The 18,859-nt window shown below is 57.9% G+C and carries 21 protein-coding genes; 20 read left to right on the top strand and 1 reads right to left on the bottom strand.

The features are described 5' to 3' along the window. Positions 1-416: 416 nt before the first annotated feature. The 5 genes from N5W20_RS06845 to N5W20_RS06825 all read left to right on the top strand — a co-directional run bounded on the left by N5W20_RS06845 (position 417) and on the right by N5W20_RS06825 (position 4,907). Positions 417-2,015 (top strand): glycoside hydrolase, encoded by a 1,599-nt coding sequence (locus N5W20_RS06845; protein ID WP_319806414.1) that lies wholly within the window; start codon positions 417-419, stop codon positions 2,013-2,015. 289 nt (positions 2,016-2,304) lie between these two features. Beyond that, on the top strand, positions 2,305-2,823 hold the full coding sequence (locus N5W20_RS06840; protein WP_319806413.1) for a hypothetical protein: 519 nt from the start codon (positions 2,305-2,307) through the stop codon (positions 2,821-2,823). Between the two features lie 16 nt (positions 2,824-2,839). After that, positions 2,840-4,003, top strand: a complete 1,164-nt coding sequence (locus tag N5W20_RS06835) for a DUF3383 family protein (protein WP_319806412.1) — start codon at positions 2,840-2,842, stop codon at positions 4,001-4,003. Next, on the top strand, positions 4,003-4,437 hold the full coding sequence (locus N5W20_RS06830; protein WP_319806411.1) for a phage tail fiber protein: 435 nt from the start codon (positions 4,003-4,005) through the stop codon (positions 4,435-4,437). The genes N5W20_RS06835 and N5W20_RS06830 overlap by 1 nt, the downstream gene beginning before the upstream one ends. Beyond that, positions 4,437-4,907: a hypothetical protein gene (locus N5W20_RS06825; RefSeq protein ID WP_319806410.1), complete on the top strand. Its 471-nt coding sequence runs from the start codon at positions 4,437-4,439 to the stop codon at positions 4,905-4,907. The genes N5W20_RS06830 and N5W20_RS06825 overlap by 1 nt, the downstream gene beginning before the upstream one ends. A gap of 380 nt (positions 4,908-5,287) precedes the next feature. Here the strand turns inward: N5W20_RS06825 and N5W20_RS06820 are convergent, their stop codons facing one another. Continuing rightward, positions 5,288-5,554, bottom strand: coding sequence for a hypothetical protein (locus N5W20_RS06820; RefSeq protein WP_319806409.1), 267 nt, complete (start codon positions 5,552-5,554; stop codon positions 5,288-5,290). Between the two features lie 962 nt (positions 5,555-6,516). On the opposite strand from N5W20_RS06820, the gene N5W20_RS06815 reads away from it, so the two are divergent. From N5W20_RS06815 to N5W20_RS06745, 15 genes are all read left to right on the top strand, one after another. Further along, on the top strand, positions 6,517-6,711 hold the full coding sequence (locus N5W20_RS06815) for a hypothetical protein (RefSeq protein WP_319806408.1): 195 nt from the start codon (positions 6,517-6,519) through the stop codon (positions 6,709-6,711). A 215-nt stretch (positions 6,712-6,926) separates the two neighbouring features. Continuing rightward, entirely contained in the window at positions 6,927-7,901 is a 975-nt protein-coding gene (locus N5W20_RS06810; protein ID WP_319806407.1) for an arsenic resistance protein, read from the top strand. Positions 7,902-8,041: 140 nt separating this feature from the next. Next, positions 8,042-8,791 carry a hypothetical protein gene (locus tag N5W20_RS06805; protein ID WP_319806406.1) on the top strand — a complete coding sequence of 250 codons (750 nt, stop codon included), beginning with the start codon at positions 8,042-8,044 and terminating at the stop codon, positions 8,789-8,791. Continuing rightward, a complete protein-coding gene (locus N5W20_RS06800) occupies positions 8,788-9,117 on the top strand; it encodes a phage baseplate plug family protein (protein ID WP_319806405.1) in 330 nt (109 codons plus the stop codon). Before N5W20_RS06805 ends, N5W20_RS06800 begins: the two co-directional genes overlap by 4 nt. Continuing rightward, positions 9,107-10,072: a baseplate hub protein gene (locus N5W20_RS06795; RefSeq protein WP_319806404.1), complete on the top strand. Its 966-nt coding sequence runs from the start codon at positions 9,107-9,109 to the stop codon at positions 10,070-10,072. Before N5W20_RS06800 ends, N5W20_RS06795 begins: the two co-directional genes overlap by 11 nt. 38 nt (positions 10,073-10,110) lie before the next feature. Further along, complete coding sequence (locus N5W20_RS06790; RefSeq protein ID WP_319806403.1) at positions 10,111-10,842, top strand: Gp138 family membrane-puncturing spike protein; 732 nt, start codon at positions 10,111-10,113, stop codon at positions 10,840-10,842. A 113-nt stretch (positions 10,843-10,955) separates the two neighbouring features. Next, positions 10,956-11,309, top strand: a complete 354-nt coding sequence (locus N5W20_RS06785) for a hypothetical protein (RefSeq protein ID WP_319806402.1) — start codon at positions 10,956-10,958, stop codon at positions 11,307-11,309. Further along, the gene (locus N5W20_RS06780) at positions 11,296-12,549 is read left to right on the top strand and encodes a baseplate J/gp47 family protein (RefSeq protein ID WP_319806401.1); all 1,254 of its coding nucleotides are present in this window, start codon (positions 11,296-11,298) and stop codon (positions 12,547-12,549) included. The genes N5W20_RS06785 and N5W20_RS06780 overlap by 14 nt, the downstream gene beginning before the upstream one ends. After that, positions 12,542-13,120: a DUF2612 domain-containing protein gene (locus N5W20_RS06775; protein WP_319806400.1), complete on the top strand. Its 579-nt coding sequence runs from the start codon at positions 12,542-12,544 to the stop codon at positions 13,118-13,120. Before N5W20_RS06780 ends, N5W20_RS06775 begins: the two co-directional genes overlap by 8 nt. Before the next feature lie 54 nt (positions 13,121-13,174). Then, a complete protein-coding gene (locus tag N5W20_RS06770) occupies positions 13,175-14,416 on the top strand; it encodes a gp53-like domain-containing protein (protein WP_319806399.1) in 1,242 nt (413 codons plus the stop codon). Between the two features lie 2 nt (positions 14,417-14,418). Beyond that, positions 14,419-14,823: a hypothetical protein gene (locus N5W20_RS06765; RefSeq protein ID WP_319806398.1), complete on the top strand. Its 405-nt coding sequence runs from the start codon at positions 14,419-14,421 to the stop codon at positions 14,821-14,823. A gap of 186 nt (positions 14,824-15,009) precedes the next feature. Beyond that, a complete protein-coding gene (locus tag N5W20_RS06760) occupies positions 15,010-15,324 on the top strand; it encodes a hypothetical protein (RefSeq protein WP_319806397.1) in 315 nt (104 codons plus the stop codon). A 100-nt stretch (positions 15,325-15,424) separates the two neighbouring features. Further along, entirely contained in the window at positions 15,425-16,354 is a 930-nt protein-coding gene (locus N5W20_RS06755) for a LysR family transcriptional regulator (protein WP_319806396.1), read from the top strand. Positions 16,355-16,456: 102 nt separating this feature from the next. Next, on the top strand, positions 16,457-17,446 hold the full coding sequence (gene denD / locus N5W20_RS06750) for a D-erythronate dehydrogenase (RefSeq protein WP_319806395.1): 990 nt from the start codon (positions 16,457-16,459) through the stop codon (positions 17,444-17,446). Continuing rightward, positions 17,443-18,798 carry an MFS transporter gene (locus N5W20_RS06745; protein ID WP_319806394.1) on the top strand — a complete coding sequence of 452 codons (1,356 nt, stop codon included), beginning with the start codon at positions 17,443-17,445 and terminating at the stop codon, positions 18,796-18,798. The genes denD and N5W20_RS06745 overlap by 4 nt, the downstream gene beginning before the upstream one ends. The last annotated feature ends 61 nt before the right edge of the window (positions 18,799-18,859 follow it).

Here is an 18,859-nt window from a genome sequence, read left to right as displayed (position 1 = left end):
TTCACTTTCAGGAAGGCGGAATATCTCACGGGCATCAGCCCTGCAATTCAAGGACAAGAATTAAGCCGTCATATTTTGACGCCGCGCTAATGTCACTTGAGGAACGGACAGGAATTAATCTGAGCATACGTCTCCACAGTGTCTGAAGACGGGATCGCCACTTCGTGACGCGCATGACCATCTCCCCGGCATGACGGACTTCACGTTTCCTTAAAATACGCCGTGAAGTTGCCTCACCATGATGATCATCCTCCTGATTGCGTCAGGTGCGACGCACTTCATGAGATGCGCGTGGCCGGTCCCGTAAAGACGGGGAAACCCGCGTTTCCGAGCCTTTAAAGGGGTTCGACGATTATTTGATCATGAAATTTTACGCATAAGATCCGAAAAATAAAATTAATAATGGAACGAATAAAATGAAAGATGTCATACTTCAAATGCTGCAGGAGACAAAAGACGCCATCAATGAAATCATGAAACGTGATGATTTCGACGGGTCGGCGCTCGATTACTCTAAATTTTCGGATTATTTTTACGGCGTTTCAGTGAGTGATCTCGTCGCGCAAAGAGATATTTATGATCTGAGCGTTTTATCGGAAATTGAAGATATACTCTCGCAAATCCAGTCGCTGCGCAGCGCACGCCCTGACCGTGCCGTCGCAGCGGAAGAGGACGCGCAGCAATCCGGCAAGTCCGAACCTTTGAGTTTCTTTTGGGACAAGAAGGAGAAAATTTATTACAGCTCGCCCGCCCAGGCGATTGACGGTTTCGGCGTGTTCGCGGGGCGCGGAACGGTTTTTTACGAAGATAAAAACCGGGACAGCATGTTGAGTGACCTTTTTTCAAAAGAGGGTCTGCATCTGTCCATTTTACGGGCTGAAATTGATTACGATTATAAAAGCTCGGACCTGAATGATTCCATCAATCAATATTGGGTCTTGAAAAACGCCAAACAGAAATATGACATCGACAAGATCTTTGCCAGCACCTGGTCACCGCCTGCCTGGATGAAAACCATTCCCGGTCAGATTGAGGGAAAAAACTTCAACCGGCTCGACTCAAAATATGATGATGTTTTCTGCTGCTATATCCTGAAAATCAGCATGGATTTTGAAGCGGCAGGCATTCCGCTTTATGCTGTTTCCCCCATGAATGAGCCGCAATTTCCGACCCCAAGCTGGGCCGGTACGATCTGGCTGCCGACAGATGTCGCGCGATTTGTGCCCAAGCTGCACGTGACGCTTAATCGCTTCGGCTCCCACACCAAGACGATTATCGGTGAATGCGCCAACTGGGCGGTGTCCGATATCTACACATTCTGCAGTCTTTGCATCATGTGGCTGAGTGGCACACTCGATAAGGTGGAGATCAGCGCCAGTCATGGTTACACCATCCCGAATCCTTTCGGTGGTGACCAGAGTGTGACCTATAATCAGAAATCCTATAACTGGGTTTTCGACCGCTTCAGCAAGCAGAGATGGATCACTGAGATCTCGGAAACCACTGGGTTCGACCCGAGCATGAAGAAAGGTCTGGAGTTTGCCTCCAGTCTTCATGGTTTTCTCACACGTGGAAACGTCAATGCCTTCACTTTCTGGCTTGGCGTTGAGAAGACGAGTAATGAATGCCTGATCAAAACGGATGGCGAGACCTACATTAAGGGGAAAGTATATTCCGTATACGGCAACTATACGAAGTTCATCAGCCCCGGTCATACGCGTCTCAAAACGTCGAGAAACACGTCCTATAATGGCGTCCTCTATTCAGCCTATAAGGACCCGAACGCCGCAAACTCCCTGACAATGGTCATGATCAACCAGAGTGACCTTGATAGCGATATCGAGTTTGAGGTGGTCGATTCCGGCATTCAGGCGCTGACGCCTTATCTGACTGCAGAAGGCGACGATAATAACTGGAAAAAACTGGACGATATCCATCTGGACAAATCGTCAAACAGCTTCAAAACGTCCATCCCGGCGAATAGCGTCGTGACATTCAAAGAGGTGGCGGCTTAAGGCACCGGTGTCGGGCATGCCGCGCTTTATCCCATCAGGCTCTGTCTATGGATGACACGGATGTCTGACGCCCATGTCACAGCGCCACGCGTATGATGCAGGCGCTGTGACATGCCATGCCGGCAATCTCTTCTCCTCCCCTCGGGTCATGAGCGCGGAACGCTGCTTTGGCAGTGAGAGTGTCGGGACGCCAAAAGGAAACGCCGCACCGCACAGGGCCACCCGCGAGCGGGGCGTCGCCGCCTGATTGCGTCATGCCCCGGCCGGGTCACTTATCAGGATAATGGTCATGGAACAGTCTCTTCCCAAACCGGACGTGTCGACGGCGCTGACATTGTTGCGGCGTTGGCTGCTGACTCTCCTGCCCGAGGGGACGGTCATTATGAGGGCGCATCAAAATGACGTTCCGGTGCCGACCCGGCTTTACGTCCTGATGCGTCCCATCCTGACGACGTGGCTTTCAAGGCCATGGCGGGGTTTCTCGGAAAATGCGGTCACGACCTACACGATATTGCGCCTCGACGTTGAGCTGACGATCGCGGGAGACGATGCGGAGGCGATCAGTCACTGGATCGCGCTGCACTTCAATGATCCTTCAGTCATCTCGTGGTTTCACGCACAGGATAACCAGGTGACACCGCTCGAAGCATCGTCTCCCGTCAGTGACGTGGCACGGGATGATGCGCGCGGTTACGTTTTGGGCTGGAAGTGGGAATTGGCCTTCCAGCTTAATCAGACCATGTCGGCCCGGATTGAAATGGCGGAGTCCGCCGCGATCCAGGCCGCGCCGACCCACCGAGCCGAATGAAAAAGGAGAAACGGCTTTGTCTGGCATACCCCTTTCACAAATCGTCAATGTCGTCCCGCGTGTCATCACGCCGCAAACCCCCAGCAATTTCCTCGACCCTCTTATTCTGACGCATAATATGGACGTTGTCGGACCGGGCGACGTCATCGCATCTGACTCTCCGACGGAAATTGCGTCTTTGTTCGGTCCCGGCTCGAATGAGCATCAGATGGCATTGGTGATTTTCGGCGGGTTGAGAGACGTGTCGCGTCTGCCCACGCAAATTCTCTTTGCGGGCGTGTCGGATGATGCCAGCAAGATTTCAGACGATCTCGATAAGGTCGCGCAGGGTTGGAGCAGTTGGGTCGGTTTTGCACCGGCCTTCGTCCCGTCACAGGATGTTGCGCGCAGCCTCGCTTACTGGCTGTTGCTTAATACGCGCTATTGGGCCGTCATCTGGGACGATAACATCAATGCCCTTGCGAGGGATCAGGGGTCAGATGTTTCCAAATGGTCTCTGGGGCGGTTTTTCCAGGGGCTCGCGAATACGCGGAATATTTCTCTTATCTACAAAGATTCCAAAGCCGCCGCGCTGGCGCTGACATGGATGGCCACGCTCGATTTCGATCAAACGGACGGGCGGCGCGCTCTGGCCTTTACGCGAAGTGATTTCGTGACGCCAAGCGTTTCCAAGGCCGCCGACGCCCAGACATTGCTGGAGGGGAATTACAGTTTCTACGGCAATTACGGCGCCGCGACCGGCAGCTTCGCGTTTTTCTATGATGGTAGCGTTCTGGGGCCGAGCCAATGGGCAGATGCCCTGATCTGCCAGACATGGCTGGCCAATCAGCTCCAATATGCGCTGATCACACTTTTCATTCAGCAGCGCGCCATCCCTTTCACCCCTGAAGGTGATGCGATGATCACCGCCGCCTGCCGTGATGTGTTAGGCAGAGCGGCAAATTTCGGGATCATCCGCACAGGCGTCACCTTATCGCCAGATCAGAAAGATACCGTCAACCGCGCTGCCGGGCGCGATATCTCCAATGAGCTTTTCAATCAGGGATATTATCTGCATCCCGGCGCGTCCTCCGCCACGCCGGAGCAAAGGGCTGCACGCAAGATCCCCGGAGCCATGATTTGGTATAGTGATGGCGGCAGCGTGCAAAGCATCGATTTCAACGTTGTGGAGGTGGTGTAATGGCGCGCAATCTGACGTCAGCTGACGGGGTTTTCACCCTTACGGTCGAAACGCTGTTCAACGCCCCGATCACGCTTGAGAACTGGGGGACAGATCGCGCCTGGGAGGCCGATGCGCTGGACCAGGTCGAGACGCAGATGAGCATTGACGGGCACCTCAATGCCGGGTTTGTTCCGCGCCCCGTCGATATGACATTATATCTCAGCGCGGCATCTTCAAGCGTTGTGGATTTTGAAGTCATCATGACCGCGCAAACCACCTCCCGCACGATTTACCGCTTGGATGGGGAGCTGACCCTGCCCGGCATCAGTCGAAAATACACATTCAGCAAGGGCGTTCTGCTGTCCGGCGCGCCCCTGCCGGATGGGACGCGCATCCTCGCAAATCGCGCCTTCAGACTTCGGTGGGAGCGGGTCTTCCCCGTTGGCTTTTAATGGCGCGGCGTGAGATTGAAATCACCATCTCTGAACCGGGTGATGATTACGGCAAAACCTTTCATATCCGGCGTATGTCGGCCTGGGATGCGGATCGCTGGGGCCGACGCGTCATTTACGCCTTGCTGCAAAGCCAGGTTGAAATTGAGGATCTTGATATTGAGCAGGGCATTGCGGGCCTGGTCGGGCGGGGTCTTGAACTCCTGGCCTATATCCCGCCTGAAACGGCGGACGCCCTTTTTGACGCGCTGACAGATTGTGTTTTCCGCCGGCCGGACCCGCGTCATCCGGGTGTCGAAGTGCCGCTTCGGCCCGATGATATCGAGGACGCGCTGACCATCGCGATATTGCGGGAGGCGGTTTTCCGGTTGCACACGGATTTTTTTTCGGGCGTGCAACGCCTCTTCTCCCCCGATGGGAAAGCGACGTCGGATATGGGGGCAGAAGACGCGCCGAAGCCCGCTGCGTAAACCTGTCCAACGCCTTCGCCCTGGTGCTGCAAACCCGCCTCGCCACGTTGCATGAATTGCAGACCATCTATGACAGCGAGGATTTTCATCTCCTCTTCGAGGCGGCGATGGTCAACGCCTATAATTGTCAGGGAGGCGAGCCGTGAAACAGGCTTTTCCGGCAGGACGGGTTTTCAACGTGACGTTGAAAAGGCCGAAACGGGTGCGCCGAAAGGGCGTGTCGCCAGCCGCTTTGTTGACGCACGCCCATCATCGCGCTGGTAAATCGCATCACGCACCCGGATTGATGCGACTTTTACGGGCGGCTTCGCAAACTGGCGGCACGCAAAGCCCGGCGCGGCGACATCCGCGTCACTTACGAGGACAACGTGTCTCTGACATTATGAAACAAAGGCGTGAGGGGCGATACGTTCGACCGGCCCATGGCGGCGCTGCGCATCGCCGATCATCTGCATATCCTCCAATGATGCGTCGGGGGAGGGTCGCCATCGGGACGTCACACGCCGTTTCGCCGGGGAAGCGATGGCGACGTGACGTTGGCGGGGCTTTGTCTCTGCGCCCGTCCTCGGCAGTTGAGAAGGGACGTGCAAGCCGGAAACGCCGCGCGTCGCCACCCTTGCACGATCCTCAACGCGCAGGTGGGGCACGTGTAGGCGGTCGCGCCGCGCGCCATGCGGTATCAAGCCCCGCTCTTGCTACCGTACCGGCTTTGACAAGGCGGTTACGACAATTAAACGTGACGGAAATTGCTGCTCCTTCTCGGTCAGGCGGGACCTCACAATGGCGGAAACATACATCCGCCAGGCGACGCGCGTCGGGGCAGGCACGTGCGACGCATTTCCCCCGTCGGCAAAATGCTGCCGCGGTGACAGTCCGGCAGTTAACTGGCCGCGTTCTCACGGTCGGCCATGAGGCCGACCTCGTTGCGCGCCATGTTGCTATGCGCGGGTCACCGCACGCCATGCGGGCGCGCCGCGCGCCGCGACCGGGCATTGCGCGCTTGCGGGCGCATCAAGGAACTGACGCATCCGGTCCGACATCCCAGCGACGTGCGAAGACGCGCGAAGGAGAGTTTCGCCGCGACCATCCCGGCTTGTTTGCACAGGGCCGCGCACCCTCCCCGCGTGCTAACCGCAGCACCGGTGCAAATGCGCTGTCAGCCGTGATGATAAAACGGGCCTCCGACCCGCTCCGGCGTGACGCGATTAAGCGCGTTACCGGGAGTAATGGGCCGATGTTTCCCCAAAGCCCGCTTACACGCATATCGCAATCAGGACAGACGAAAACCGGCCACGGAAATCGACCCGAAAATTCTGTTCCCGGCCATGTGGCTCACCATCACCCGCGCTTCCATCAGGAACGCCGAGCGGAACGTGATGTCGGGCGCGGAAAGGGGGATCGGACATCCGGTCGGCCCCATCGTGTGAGTCTCTCTCGCGCGGTGTTATCGCTTCCCTTGTCCGCGGGGCGACGAACAACTTACGAAGGGCTCGAAGCTGGTCATGACAACAAAGCACCAGGCGCGGTCATAAATGGCCGCCGCAATGATGCCTCAAACGGTCAAGGGGCATTATGGCGCAACCTTCTCCAGAATGCGCCGCAATTCGCAATGGCTCCGCCCCGGCAGAATTCCGAAACGCGTCAGGCTGGTGAAAGAGATGGCGACCACATGGTCACGCGTCAGGACGGGTGGCCAAATGATGACAGAGCCAATCCGGTCATTTCCGGCGGGGCGGATATTTTCACATCGCCCTTCTCTCAGGAGACACTCCTCGCCGGACAGGCGAATATCGGGTTGATGTGAGGCGGGACAGGGCGATCGACAGGACACCGACCTCGATGGCGCGTCGCCTCGCATGGGCTGGGCACGTCGCGCTGAATAGGTTAAAGGCGGTCATCACGCCATTGGCGGCATTTGACGCGATCTTCAACCAGGTTACGCGCCGCCAACCGACATTCTGAGGCGTTGAGCTGATGATGGGGGCGGGTTGCCGAGGTAAGCCAGTTCGGGTGGTCTTGATGAACCGATTTCTCAAAATCCAAAATCGACTGGAACATCACCAGAGCGCGCTTTACATCATCGCGGTAATCCTGGCGCTTCTGACGGCCATGACGGTGCCGGAGGCGACCCGGCTGGAGGCGTTGATCAATCCTTCTCTCGGGTTGATGCTCTACGCAACATTTTTGCAGGTACCCCTGATTGCCCTCGGGCGGGCCTTCACCCAATTGCGCTTTCTCGGCGCGATATTGACGGCGAATTTCGTCATCGTGCCGCTTTTTGTCGCGATGCTCGCGCCTTATCTCCCGCATGATCGCGTCATTAAGCTGGGCGTCCTCATCGTTCTGCTCTGCCCGTGCATTGATTACGTTGTGACGTTCGCCCATTTGGGGCGTGCAGATGCCGGGCGGTTGCTGGGGGCCGTGCCCGTGCTTCTGATCACTCAGATGGTGCTTCTGCCGTTTTATCTCCACCTCCTTCTGGGGGCGTCAACGACGGGGATCGTGCATTCAGCACCGTTCTTCCGCGCCTTTATATGGCTCATCGTCATGCCCCTTATCCTCGCTTTTTTCACGCAATCTTTGACGGCGCGGACGATGGAGGGCAATGTTGTCGCCTCGTTGCTCAGCCTTTTGCCTGTGCCTGCCACAGCCTGTGTCCTCTTCATCATTGTCGCCGCGATGGCGCCTCACCTCGGCGGCGCGTGGCGCGACGTTTTACAGGTGGCCCCTTTTTACATCGCCTTTTCCGTGGCAGCGCCGTGTCTCGGCTGGGTTGTTGCCCGACTATGGCGGCTTGAGGCGGCGTCCGGCCGCGCGGTCGCTTTCAGTGCGGGGACGCGCAATTCGCTGGTGGTGCTGCCGCTGGCTTTGGCAGTGCCCGGTGGGCTTCCTGTCATCCCGGCCGTGATTGTGACGCAGACAATGATTGAACTGGCCAGCCTGTTTTTCACCACGCGGCTCATCTCCCGATGGGGTGCGACAAGTACGCGTTGAAGCGTACTCCGCCGATGCAAGGCGATGGCGCGAAGCCGCACCCACCCGCATCACCGGTTCGACGCGCGCCGATATGACGGTGCGCCCCGGCGATGGCGGTGCCTGTTTGATATTCCCGTGATCGTGAGAGGAGCCCATTGATGGCCTTTCCTGCGTTACCACTCCCCGCCATTTGGACAGTCCCGACAGCGATCGGTGTCCCGGCGCTTCTGGGCGAGTCCGTTGAAAGAGGCGTGTCCGCCGCCGCCTCCACGGCCCTCGGCCAGATCGTTTCAAGGTTGGAGACCAGTCTCGCGGCGCGCAATTGGGGGTTGTTCGATAAAAATGGGGAGGCTGTCCTGACAGCCGCGCATGTGTGGCAGCTTGATTTCCAGCGGAGCTTCGACATCAGCACCGCGCCGGTCGAGAATGGGCAGTTCGCGGCTTATAACAAGGTCGCGCTGCCGTGGGTCTGCGTCATTTCCTTCCTGTGTGACGGTTCGGAAACGGGGGGGCTCCTGACGCGGGTTGATGACCCGCTGCGCAGCCTGATCGGCGGGCTGATTGGTGATGACGGGCTGCGGGTCAGGCAAAGCTTTTTTTCCCGGTTGGAAGATATCGTTCAGGACACGCAGCTCTACGATATCCGCATGCCGGAACAGCAATTTCGTAACGGCAATGTCAGCCAATATCGTTTTACGCGGCGGGTTGAGTCCGGCGTGACGATGCCTGTCGCGGAGGTCACAATCCGTGAAGTGCGCAGCAGCCGCGTAACGCAGGCGCCCGCAACGCGCAGGGCCTCCGCGGCGCCGACCCTTGCGTCCGGCGTCGTGCAGTCTCTTCCCCTCTCTGATGACTCGGGGGCGGACAGCGCCACGATTGATCGTTTTCTCTCCGGAGAAATTCTGTGAGAAACCCTGTCGCCTTCTCCGGCGGCGTGCAGATCCCCCTTTCGAGCCTGCCTGCCCAGTCCCTGCGCGTCTCATTATCGGGGCAATCCATGCGGGTCGATGTGCAGCAGCGGGAGAGCGGGCTTTACCTTTCCCTTTACTGTGCCAGTACACCCATCATACTTAACCGCCTCTGCCGTGATCGCACCTGGCTGATTCGGGAAACCTATCTCGACGCGCCGGGCGACCTCACTTTTATCGATCTGATCGGGCAGAGTGACCCGGATTATACCGGGCTAACGGATCGTTTCATGTTGATTTACGTCGCGGGCCATCATGTGCGCTGACCTCACCTCAAAGGAAGCAGGCGCGATCGCGTTTGAGAAACGCAAACTGGTCGTGACTTTCAACATCACACAAGGTGGTCTCGGCGCGGCGCGGGAGGCGGATGCGGTTGTCCTGGAGGATTACCGCGTGCGATGCCGAATTCTCGAAACCGGGATGGAAGCAAGCTCGACGGCGTCTCTTCGCATTGACGGACTCTCACTGAATATCATCAACCGGCTGAGCGTCATCCATCGTGCACCGGCAACCATCTCGGATAATTACGTATCCGTCGCGGTTGAAGATAAAGTGATGGGGCGGGTCGAGGTTTTCTCAGGCGGGATTGTCAGCGCTGCGGCTGATTTTTCAACCATGCCGGAGATCGGCTTTGTCGTCGAAGCGTCTTCAAGCTGCATTGCGGCGGCCCGGCCGATTGCCGCGACATCTTTTAAAGGCCATGTCGCGGCGGCGGATATTTATCGGCTCATCGCCGCCAAATCGGGCTTGATGCTGCGTGACCATGGCGTGACCGCGCAGGTCGCCAACCCCAATCTGCCCGGAACGGCCGCCCAGCAGATCGCCTTGCTAAGCTACGCGATCAGATCCGTCTATCACATTGGCAGAAGCGCATTGGATGTATGGCCGGAAGATGCGGCATTATCGGATGAGAGCGCGACATTGATTTCCGCTGAGACGGGGATGATCGGCACGCCATCTTATTCCTCAACCGGGATCAGCGTGCGCATGATTTTCAGTCATCAACTGCAGTTTTTCGGGAAAATCCGCGTCCAAAGCCCGTTCCTCCCCGCGATTGGGGCGAAAATCACGCCGGTTCGCACGGGGGAGGGACATGTGGGGCGCGCCTGGGCACCGTATAACGGGTTCTGGCGGATCAATCGCATCCTGCATGCGCTGGACGCTGAAATGCCGGGTGGCGCCTGGTTCACCGAGTTGAATGCCAGCATCCTCCATATCTGAGGCGGGGCGCATATTATCATTTCATCAGGAGGGTGGTTATGGATGACAATCTCGATGCGCTCCCGCCTCTGGAGGCGGGGCTTTACCATGGTTCCATGCGGCCTTTCGACAGTGCGCAGTCTTTCAATGCGATCAATTCACCCATCCGCCGGATGCTGGTGATGATGGGGGCCGATACGCTGGTGAAGGTGGTTGCCGTCAACGCTGAGGGGACCGATCCGGTTGGTTCAGTGGATGTGCTGCCGCTTGTAATGCAACAGACGGGGGACGGACATGCCGTCCCGCATGATGTTATCTACAATGTCCCTTATATCAGGGTGCAGGGTGGTAAAACGGCCATCATCCTTGACCCGCAGGTCGGGGATATTGGTGCTGTCATCATTTGCGGCCGCGATATTTCGGGCGTGAAGGAAACCCGCGCCGCGTCCCATCCGCGGACATTCCGCATGCACGATATGGCAGATGCCATCTACATAGGCGGGCTGCTCAATACGCGTCCGGAAACCTATATCAAACTTGAGAATGACGAGATCACCATGGTGGCGGAGGGCATGACCCTGCATAGCCGGCTCGACGTCACGGAAACCATGACGGTCAGGAAAAGCGCCAGTTTCAGTGACGCGCTGCAAGTCCAGGGCCCCACATCCCTCAAGGGCGACGCGGAAGTGGGCGGAAAATTGCGTGTGGCGACAGGGGCGAGTGGGCAGTTTGAGACCATGAATGGCCATATGATTGCCGTCGAAAACGGGATCGTCGTCGCGATTTCATGACACGCCCCCATCAGCGGGACGGCGTCAGATCGGACTGAAAGCCCCGATGGTGCGCGTCACGCAATCCATTTTCATAGCCTGATCATGCCGGTTCAGCGGGAAAGGAGAGTCGGATGACGTCGCTTCTACTTGATGGTGCGGACTGGGATCTATGCGTGGACCGTAATGGCGACCTCGCTCTCTGCACCTCACCCTATGATGTCGCACAGGATGTCGCCTGCGCCCTGCGCACTTTTCAGGGTGAATGTTGGTACGATACGGGGCGTGGCCTCCCTTATTTCAGCAAGTTACTTGGCCGGTCCCACCATGAGGCCAGCTTCATCGCGCTTGCCGAGGAGGTCGCCGCAACGGTTCCCGACGTGAAGAGTGCGCGATGTATTGCCGCGCTGAATCGGTCGGACCGACGGTTGCATGGCATGATCGAACTGACATTGCGCAATGGGGAGACGACACGTGTCGCGTTCTGAAGCCACGACATCCGTACCGAAACTGCAACTGACCGATCGGGGGTTTGTCGTCCCGTCAGAGCCGGATGTGCTGGCAGGGGTGCAGGCTGATATCAACGCGGCTTTGGGTGGGGCTGCCAATATGGCCCTCGATACGCCGCAGGGGCAGATTGCGATGACCATGTCCGCCATCATTGCGGATTGTCACGACCAGCTTGTCGCGCTTCTTAACGGGATTGACCCGGCCCTGGCTGCGGGGCGCATGCAGGATGCGATCGGGGCCTTATATTTCATGTCGCGATTACCCGCGATGCCATCCCTCGTGGAAGCCATCCTATCCGGCACGCCGGGGCAGAGCTTCAAATCAGGGGCGCGGCTGGCGACGGATGGGCGTCATGCATGGCTGACGGAGGATGATCTGACCCTCCCCGCCAATGGCACCGCCACCATCTGGCTGCAATGTGATCAGGCAGGCGCCATCACATGCCCGCCAGGGGCTTTACGCGCCTATAGCGGGGTTGCAGGGCTGCAGAATGTCACCAACCCTCATGCAGGGACATTGGGACGTGAGACGGAAAGCCGACAGGCTTTTGAGCGACGACGTCAGCAGATCCTGTCGGGCAATGCGACGGGGACGAATGCGGCGCTGCTCGGCGCGCTGCGCGATCTTGATGGCGTGGTGGATGCATGGGTAACGGATAACCCGACAGATGAGCCGATGCGTTTCGGCGCGCTGACATTGCCACCTCATAACCTTTTCATCTGCGTGGCGGGTGGGGAGTCATCGGCGATCGGTCAGGTGATCCTGAAGAAAAAACCTCCCTGTTGCGCGACATATGGGCTTGAAACCGTGACGGTCACGGATGGCAATGCAGCCTATAAGACGCGACATCCGCAATATGAATTTCACTTCAGCCGTCCTGACGATGTGGCCATTCATATTGATGTCACCTTGCTGCAAAATGACCGCATCCCCGCCGATGCGCTGGACCAGATCCGTCACGCCGTCCTCCAGGCCGCGCAAAGTGCGGATGGCCGCGCGAAATTGCGGATGGGGAGTGAGATACTGGCCAGCCAGTTCAATGCGTCCCTGGCGGCTCTGGGGGACTGGGTGCAGATTCTTGGTGTCAGGCTGGGTTCAAGCGACGGGAAGACCGTCATCCCGACGGAAAGAACTTTCCTGACGATGGAAGTCTATCAGCTTCCTTATATTCAGGAGGAATTCATTACCCTGTCCCTCAAGGACAGTCACGATGCGTGATGTGTCTGAGACCATCCTGGCGCAATATGCGGCATCCCCGCGCCTGCGTATGATTCTTGATGGGTTTAATCAGAGCATCGACCCGCAAAATATCATCGATCAATGGTATCAGCGCGTCTTTTCGCTGGAGACGGCGTCCGGCTGGGGGCTGGATGTGTGGGGCAGAATTGTCGGGATCGCACGCGTCATCCCCGTCGCAAAAACAGAGTATCTGGGTTTTGAGGAGGCTGATGATCGCTCCGGCACGGCGCGGCCGATGAATGATGGCGTTTTCTATCGCGGCACCGCGGTGACATCGGGCTTCGCCCTGACAGATGATGCCTATCGCCAACTGATCATGGCGAAGGCGGCGGCTAATCTCTGCAGCGGCAGCATCGCCGATATCAACGCTATTCTCATGACTCTCTTCGGCGCGTACGGGGATATCTGGGTCGAAGAGACATCCGCCACAACCATGACGATCTGCTATAGCTGGGATCTCACCCCCGCCCAAAGCACGATTATCGTGACCTCTAAAGCCCTGCCGCGCCCCAGCGGGCTGCGCCTGACCTACCGGTATGTCGCCCCGTAAAGCGCCGTCCTGCACGCGTGAGGCTTTTCACCTTTTGCAAGGAGGAACCGTCCGATGAAGCTGGCAGATTTCCAGGCGCTCTTCATGCGCGTCTTTGCGTCCGAGGCGGAAGCCGGGACGGTCACGTATCCGCTTCCGCAGGACAAGCCATCCGCCGGGCGCGTGGGCGTCCGGCAGGGCTTCCCGCTGGAGACTATGACGCCCATCGCGGCTGGTGGCCTGCCGCCCCATGGCGCGGACCTTAATGGCATTCTGCGCATGTTGTCGTCTTCCTGCCAGAGGGGGGAGGCGGGCGTTATCCTGCCTTTCTCGTCCGATTTTGCCGCATCGATCGGTGGCTATCCAAAAAATGCGCTCGTCACTTACGGGCCGGAAAGTCTCTTTTACCTGTCGCTGTCGGACGAGAATCAATCCGTGCCGGGCACGCCTGGCGCACAATGGCGCGGTTTGCTGGAAGATGTCATTACCACCCCGTCTTCAGCGGCGGCAGACGTCAAAATCCGCTTCATGGTGATGCAGCCGGCGACAGGTGATGTTGCGGAGATTTTGAGGGCCGTCACCCTGTCCGGCAGCGCGACCGACATGCCAAGCCTGGCCTATCTGGAGGCACGCCTGACGGATGTCGTTCGAAGCACGCTTTCCAGCGAGCAGGAAAGATTGGTCCGACTCATCCGTGCCAACAGTGTTTCAGACGCGCGCGGCAGTTTTGTCGTGGTGATTGATCAGGATGGCAGGCAACTGACACTTCCCTCCCTGGCGCTGGCGCAGAATCTCGCTGAAACCGCCGCCGCCGCGGCAACCGCCGATTGCGTTCGCTCACATCCGGATGCTGATGCGGCACAGGGAATTACGGCCCTTTCAGGGTTTGAAAATGCTGACGGGAAAGGCCCGCTTGTCACCGCGGACGGTAAAAAGGGAACAGATTTCCGCCTTCCTTCCGTCCCTTATGTCCTGCAGATGATTTTGGAGGGTGCGGGCCTGAGAGTCCGCCGCGAGAACCCCGGATATAGCATGCTGCCGGGCGGCGTGATGCTGCAATGGGGCTTCTACAAGACAGATAATATGAGGGGCATGGCCAACGTCGAATTCCCCACAAATTTTCCCGCCACCTGTGCGGCCGTGATTTTATGTGAGTCCGCGGCGCAGGGCACATGGTTCAACGCCACGCCCACCGTCCATGGCGTGTTTGAAGGTTGGACATCCACCGGCTTCATCGCAGTCACCCGCCTTTTCTCTGCGGCCGGGCAGAATGTGCCGCATGAGGCTTCCGGCTCATATCTTGCGATCGGATTTTGACGATGACGAACGATATTTACTGGTCGCCCACCATGAAGGGGTTTTACCCCTCAGAACTGAGGCCGGTTTATGAGCGGAACGGGAGCTGGCCGGATGATGCACGCCCTGTCCCGGACCATGTTTTTCGTGCTTTCAGTGGCGCGCCGCCAAAGCCCGGCCTGCGGCGGGGCTGTGGTGCGGACCTCATGCCCATATGGGAGGATGACGGGATGGGTCTGTCCGAAAGGGAGGCGCGCGTCATCATGGCGCAGAGGCGCCTTTTCCAGGCGCGTGAGACCGTCCTCAACCAATTTGTCCTGATGGGAAAATCCGTGCCGCCAGATTGGGCCGATTATCTCAGAATTCTGACAGAAATCAGTGCGGGCCGGGACGCGGTCACGGCGTTGCCCAACGTGCCAGTTGGATGATTTCAGGCACGCGTCGTTATCTGGCGCGAAGCCGCATTGTACCGGAGGGCTCGACGAAAAAAATTGCAAGTTGCGGCGCAGGCGCAGGGATAAACCCGCCGCGTCATGTCAAGAAATTTTAGGCTGAAAATGATTTGGGAGGATCGGTGGCATCCGATGGCCCAGTAGATCCGAGATATATAAAAAATGACGGAAAAAGAAACCCCGACGAGTTACATCCAGCGACCGGAATTTGAAGTGCTGCGACAGGAGGTGCGATCCATCGAAAAAAATCTGACGCGTCTTGACGTGCTGGTGCAACAACTTTTCGTGCAGGGGCAGGAGCAGAATGGTCGACTGGTGGAAATCTCGGAAATGCTGCAAAGACAGGAAGATGCGCGCGACTCGCGGGACCGCGCCATGCGTAAAATGATCTGGGCGGCCAACACGCTTGGCCCGAAAGCTGTCGCGCTGGGCGCCCTTCTCGTCTCGCTTCTTTACGAATGGTCGAAGCGTCGATGAACTGCCGGAGATAGGCACGGGATGCAGATTGGTTTAAAAAAGCCGTAATGAATGAAGGCCGCCTTAAACGGGGCCGTTCTGAATAAAAACGCGGTGCAGAATGGACGAAGCGCGCTCGGCTTTTCTTTCCCGACTGAAATTGCGGCATCTGCGCCTGCTGGTGGCCTTGTCCGAGACACGCAGCCTGCGGCGCGCGAGTGAATATATGGCCATGACGCAGCCTTCGTGCTCCGTCCTTTTATCGGAGCTGGAGGCCCTCGCGGGCGCGCCTCTCTGCACTCGCCATGCGCGGGGCCTGCAACTGAACGCGCTCGGACAGATCGCCGCCCAGACGGCGCGAAGCATGTTGCATGAGGCCCGCAAATTGCAGGAGGAATTCTCCCAATATGCAACGGGTGTTATGGGGTCGGTCCATCTGGGCGCCATTGTTGCCAGTATTGGCGATGTGGTGGCGCCGTCCATGCGGGCGCTGACAGCGTCTCATCCGCGCATCACGACGCATCTCGTGACGGATACGAGTGATCGCCTTCTGCAACAGCTCCATGCAGGTGACCTCGATATTGTGATCGGGCGGCAGATTGAGGCGGTGATCGACCCCACGCTCGATTGTGCCGGTCCAAGGTCTGAGCCGCTTGCGGTTATTGCGCGGCGCGGCCACCCGATGGCCCGCAAGCGGGCTCTGACATTGCACGACCTTGCCGGGCTGCAATGGGTGCTGCAGACGGCGCCAAGCCCGATGCGACGCGCCATTGACACGATGTTTATCGCCAGTGGCGTCTCAATCCCGCGCTGTAAAATTGAGACGGCGTCAACTTACGCAACACTCAAAATTGTCGAAAGCTCGGAAATGTGCGCGATCGTGCCGAAATCCGTTGCACAAAGCTTTTCCAACTGGCCAGGAATCACATCACTTGATATCAGTTTACCGGATTTATTAGGGAATTATCACGTCATCACGATAAAGAACCGGACTTTAAGCCCCGCGGCGACATTGGTCCGCGCCCATTTATCCGAAGCAGTGATCGCATAATCAGATCACTTCATTCGAAAATTTGAGGTAGTCGTCACATTTAACGCTCAATAAACTCAATTTCATAAACAGAATATAACATATAAATGTTGGGAATGAGCGATGCATATTCTTGTCACCGGTGCTGCGGGGATGATCGGGCGCAAACTTATTGAGAGCTTTGCCCGCCAGCCGCAAATCGCGACCCATCCCATCACGCAGCTGACGCTGGCAGATGTCGTGCCGCCCCGCACATTGCCCTCTTTTGCCGGGCAATCCCGCATTGTCACAGGTGACATCGCGGATGTGAAAGTGATCCATGACCTTGTCGCGCCGCGCCCGGATGTGATTTTCCATCTCGCCGCTGTGGTTTCAGGTGAGGCGGAGCGCGATTTTGAAAAAGGTTACCATGTCAATCTCGCAGGCACGCAGGCTTTATTTGAAGCGATCCGCCTCAACAGGACGCGGCATAACTGGGTGCCGCGCGTGGTTTATGCCTCATCCAATGCGGTTTTCGGCGGTGATTTTCCGGATATCATACCAGATGATTTTCACCTGACACCGCAGACAAGTTACGGCGTGCAGAAAGCCATTGGTGAGCTGCTTTTGCAGGATTACAGCCGCAAGGGTTTCTTCGACGGGGTCGGCATCCGCCTGCCCACGATTTCCGTGCGACCGGGCCGGCCCAATGCCGCCGCATCCGGTTTCTTCTCCAGCATTATCCGGGAGCCGCTTGTCGGGCAGGAGGCGATCCTGCCTGTCAGTGATGAAACGCGACATTGGATGACGAGTCCACGCGCTGCCGTCGGGTTTCTGCGCCACGCGGCGACGCTGGATACGTCATTACTGGCGGGCGACCCCAATCTGAGCATGCCAGCCCTCTCCATTACGGTCGGGGAGCAGATTGCGGCTTTGAAGCGCGTCGCAGGTGAGAAAGCGGTAAAACTGATCCGGCGTGTGCCGGATGCGGACATTGAAAAGATTGTCCTGGGCTGGGCAAGGGGCTTCGACCCGAAGCGGGCCATCGCACTCGGTTTCACGTCGGAAAAATCCTATGACGAGATTATCCGCGCCCATATTGAGGATGAACTTGGCGGAGAGATCCGGCTGTGAGCGCGCCGGAAAATCGCCCTGAAGACGGGTTGCCGCCCGCAGCATCCCGCGCGGTGGTCAAGGCGCGGCGGCGCATCGTGCCTTTCCTGCTACTGATGTATATGGTCGCGTTTCTTGATCGGACAAATGTCGGCATCGCGAAACAGGCGCTCAATGTCGATCTTGGTATTTCCGACGCTGTCTTTGCTTTGGGCGCGGGGATATTTTTTGTCGGTTATGCTTTGTTCGAGATCCCGAGCAACCTGATCCTTTATCGGGTTGGCGCGCAGCGTTGGATGACGCGCATCATGGTGACGTGGGGGCTGATTTCCGCCGGAATGGCCTTTGTTGTCGGCCCGACCTCCTTCTGCGTCATGCGTCTTTTACTGGGCATCGCGGAGGCCGGGTTTTTCCCCGGCGTCATGCTGTACCTGACATTCTGGTTTCCGCAGCGGTCCCGCGCGAAGGTTTTGGGCCTGTTTTATATCGGTTACCCCATGGCCATGGTGGCGGGTAACCCTCTTTCCGGCCTGCTCTTCCATCTTTCCGGCCTTTGGGGTTTTGCCGGGTGGCAATGGATGTTTGTTGTCGAGGGGCTGCTGGCCGTGCTGATGGGCATCGCCACCTTCATCATCCTGCCGAATGGACCGAAAGTCGTGTCATGGCTGACGGAAGGGGAACGCGCCGCGCTGGATAAAATCCTGACGGAGGAGGCCCGGGAAATTGAAGGGCCGCGCCATGAAGGGTTGTGGAAAGCTTTCACCAGCCCGTTGACCATCTGCCTCGTCGTCTTTTACGGGCTGATGCAGATCGGCAGTTATGGCGTCGTTTTCTACCTGCCGGAGCAGGTCTCGCGTATCCTGCATGAGGGGCAGGGCGTCTATGTCGGGCTTGTTTCAGCCATTCCGTGGCTCGCCGCTGCCTTTGCCGTCTGGCTGATGCCGCAGCCTGTGCAGAGGCGACTGGGCCTGCGCCCGGGCATCGTGCTGTGCCTGATCGGATTTTCCGGCGGGTTGGTGTTGTCAGCGATCCATGGCGTCGTCACGGGCATTGTCGGGCTCAGCCTGGCGGCCTCCTGCATTATGGTGCTGTCCGCCTTGTTCTGGATTTTGCCGCTTTCGATTTTCACCGGCAAGCGCGCGGCGGCTGTGGTGGCGCTGATCAACTCCATCGGTAATCTGGGCGGATTTTTCGCACCGAATATCCGTTCACTCGCCGATCGATTTTATGAAACGCCAAAGGCCGGTCTTTATGCCATTGCCATGATCAGTATCTTTGCTATTGCCCTCAGCATGGTGCTGCCACTGAAAAATCACGCAGCGCGCGGGAGGAAAGGGAAAGACGAAGCTCTCTCCGGTCAGCACGTCTTTTAATACGGGAAATCAGGCGGGACACCGTCATCTCACATCATTGGCTCATCTTGGGGCTGTCAAA

Source organism: Candidatus Kirkpatrickella diaphorinae (assembly GCF_025736875.1).
Classification (GTDB): Bacteria; Pseudomonadota; Alphaproteobacteria; order Acetobacterales; family Acetobacteraceae; genus Sorlinia; species Sorlinia diaphorinae.
Note: the sequence above shows the minus strand (reverse complement) of the source record. Positions and strands in the feature narration are given on the sequence as shown.